The sequence below is a fragment of the Pseudomonas sp. BF-R-19 genome (assembly GCF_019956445.1).
Classification (GTDB): domain Bacteria; phylum Pseudomonadota; class Gammaproteobacteria; order Pseudomonadales; family Pseudomonadaceae; genus Aquipseudomonas; species Aquipseudomonas fluorescens_BH.
Map to the genome: position 1 here is coordinate 1 of NZ_JAHBDN010000012.1, position 3,341 is coordinate 3,341.

General features: G+C 51.0%; 2 rRNA genes. Both read right to left on the bottom strand.

The features are described 5' to 3' along the window. Nucleotides 1–2: 2 nt before the first annotated feature. Nucleotides 3–118: ribosomal RNA gene (gene rrf / locus KGB28_RS01020) — 5S ribosomal RNA — on the bottom strand. A gap of 153 nt (nucleotides 119–271) precedes the next feature. Further along, nucleotides 272–3,165, bottom strand: a 23S ribosomal RNA gene (locus KGB28_RS01025). Nucleotides 3,166–3,341 lie beyond the last annotated feature (176 nt).

Consider the following 3,341-nt stretch of genomic DNA (forward strand, 5'->3'; position numbering starts at 1 on the left):
AATCTTGACGATGACCTACTCTCACATGGGGAAACCCCACACTACCATCGGCGATGCATCGTTTCACTGCTGAGTTCGGGATGGGATCAGGTGGTTCCAACGCTCTATGGTCGTCAAGAAATTCGGGTACTGAGTCGTGACCAGATGGCCGCGCTTCAGCAAATTGGGTATGTAATAGATTTGTGTGTTGCTCTCGAACTTTCGGTTCTTTCGTCTTCACACACCGCAATCTGATGCTTCTTTCGAAGTAAGCAAATTGCTTGGGTGTTATATGGTCAAGCCTCACGGGCAATTAGTATTGGTTAGCTCAACGCCTCACAGCGCTTACACACCCAACCTATCAACGTCGTAGTCTTCGACGGCCCTTCAGGGGACTCAAGGTCCCAGTGAGATCTCATCTTGAGGCAAGTTTCCCGCTTAGATGCTTTCAGCGGTTATCTTTTCCGAACATAGCTACCCGGCAATGCCACTGGCGTGACAACCGGAACACCAGAGGTTCGTCCACTCCGGTCCTCTCGTACTAGGAGCAGCCCCTCTCAAATCTCAAACGTCCACGGCAGATAGGGACCGAACTGTCTCACGACGTTCTAAACCCAGCTCGCGTACCACTTTAAATGGCGAACAGCCATACCCTTGGGACCGGCTTCAGCCCCAGGATGTGATGAGCCGACATCGAGGTGCCAAACACCGCCGTCGATATGAACTCTTGGGCGGTATCAGCCTGTTATCCCCGGAGTACCTTTTATCCGTTGAGCGATGGCCCTTCCATACAGAACCACCGGATCACTAAGACCTACTTTCGTACCTGCTCGACGTGTCTGTCTCGCAGTCAAGCGCGCTTTTGCCTTTATACTCTACGACCGATTTCCGACCGGTCTGAGCGCACCTTCGTACTCCTCCGTTACTCTTTAGGAGGAGACCGCCCCAGTCAAACTACCCACCATACACTGTCCTCGATCCGGATAACGGACCTGAGTTAGAACCTCAAAGTTGCCAGGGTGGTATTTCAAGGTTGGCTCCACGCGAACTGGCGTCCACGCTTCAAAGCCTCCCACCTATCCTACACAAGCAAATTCAAAGTCCAGTGCAAAGCTATAGTAAAGGTTCACGGGGTCTTTCCGTCTAGCCGCGGATACACTGCATCTTCACAGCGATTTCAATTTCACTGAGTCTCGGGTGGAGACAGCGCCGCCATCGTTACGCCATTCGTGCAGGTCGGAACTTACCCGACAAGGAATTTCGCTACCTTAGGACCGTTATAGTTACGGCCGCCGTTTACCGGGGCTTCGATCAAGAGCTTCGCGTTAGCTAACCCCATCAATTAACCTTCCGGCACCGGGCAGGCGTCACACCCTATACGTCCACTTTCGTGTTTGCAGAGTGCTGTGTTTTTAATAAACAGTCGCAGCGGCCTGGTATCTTCGACCGGCGTGGGCTTACGGAGCAAGTCCTTCACCCTCACCGGCGCACCTTCTCCCGAAGTTACGGTGCCATTTTGCCTAGTTCCTTCACCCGAGTTCTCTCAAGCGCCTTGGTATTCTCTACCCAACCACCTGTGTCGGTTTGGGGTACGGTTCCTGGTTACCTGAAGCTTAGAAGCTTTTCTTGGAAGCATGGCATCAACCACTTCGTGTTCTAAAAGAACACTCGTCATCAGCTCTCGGCCTTAGAATCCCGGATTTACCTAAGATTCCAGCCTACCACCTTAAACTTGGACAACCAACGCCAAGCTGGCCTAGCCTTCTCCGTCCCTCCATCGCAATAACCAGAAGTACAGGAATATTAACCTGTTTTCCATCGACTACGCTTTTCAGCCTCGCCTTAGGGACCGACTAACCCTGCGTCGATTAACGTTGCGCAGGAAACCTTGGTCTTTCGGCGTGGGTGTTTTTCACACCCATTGTCGTTACTCATGTCAGCATTCGCACTTCTGATACCTCCAGCAAGCTTCTCAACTCACCTTCACAGGCTTACAGAACGCTCCTCTACCGCATCACCCGAAGGTGATACCCGTAGCTTCGGTGTATGGTTTGAGCCCCGTTACATCTTCCGCGCAGGCCGACTCGACTAGTGAGCTATTACGCTTTCTTTAAAGGGTGGCTGCTTCTAAGCCAACCTCCTAGCTGTCTAAGCCTTCCCACATCGTTTCCCACTTAACCATAACTTTGGGACCTTAGCTGACGGTCTGGGTTGTTTCCCTTTTCACGACGGACGTTAGCACCCGCCGTGTGTCTCCCATGCTCGGCACTTGTAGGTATTCGGAGTTTGCATCGGTTTGGTAAGTCGGGATGACCCCCTAGCCGAAACAGTGCTCTACCCCCTACAGTGATACATGAGGCGCTACCTAAATAGCTTTCGAGGAGAACCAGCTATCTCCGAGCTTGATTAGCCTTTCACTCCGATCCACAGGTCATCCGCTAACTTTTCAACGGTAGTCGGTTCGGTCCTCCAGTTAGTGTTACCCAACCTTCAACCTGCCCATGGATAGATCGCCCGGTTTCGGGTCTATTCCCAGCGACTAGACGCCCTATTAAGACTCGCTTTCGCTACGCCTCCCCTATTCGGTTAAGCTCGCCACTGAAAATAAGTCGCTGACCCATTATACAAAAGGTACGCAGTCACCCAACAAAGTGGGCTCCCACTGCTTGTACGCATACGGTTTCAGGATCTATTTCACTCCCCTCTCCGGGGTTCTTTTCGCCTTTCCCTCACGGTACTAGTTCACTATCGGTCAGTCAGTAGTATTTAGCCTTGGAGGATGGTCCCCCCATATTCAGACAAAGTTTCTCGTGCTCCGTCCTACTCGTTTTCATGACCAAGAGATTTTCGCGTACAGGGCTATCACCCACTATGGCCGCACTTTCCAGAGCGTTCCGCTAATCTCAAAGCCACTTAAGGGCTAGTCCCCGTTCGCTCGCCACTACTAAGGGAATCTCGGTTGATTTCTTTTCCTCAGGGTACTTAGATGTTTCAGTTCCCCTGGTTCGCCTCTTGCACCTATGTATTCAGTACAAGATAACCATCTTATGATGGCTGGGTTCCCCCATTCAGACATCTCCGGATCAAAGTCTGTTTGCCGACTCCCCGAAGCTTTTCGCAGGCTACCACGTCTTTCATCGCCTCTGACTGCCAAGGCATCCACCGTATGCGCTTCTTCACTTGACCATATAACCCCAAGCAATCTGGTTATACTATGAAGACGACATTCGCCGAAAATTCGCGATTAAACTCACAAATTTTACCTTAGCCTGATCCGTTACCAGTGAAAGTAACGTTCAGTCTATCTTTCTATCACATACCCAAATTTTTAAAGAACGAACTAGTCAAAGACTAGAAATCAA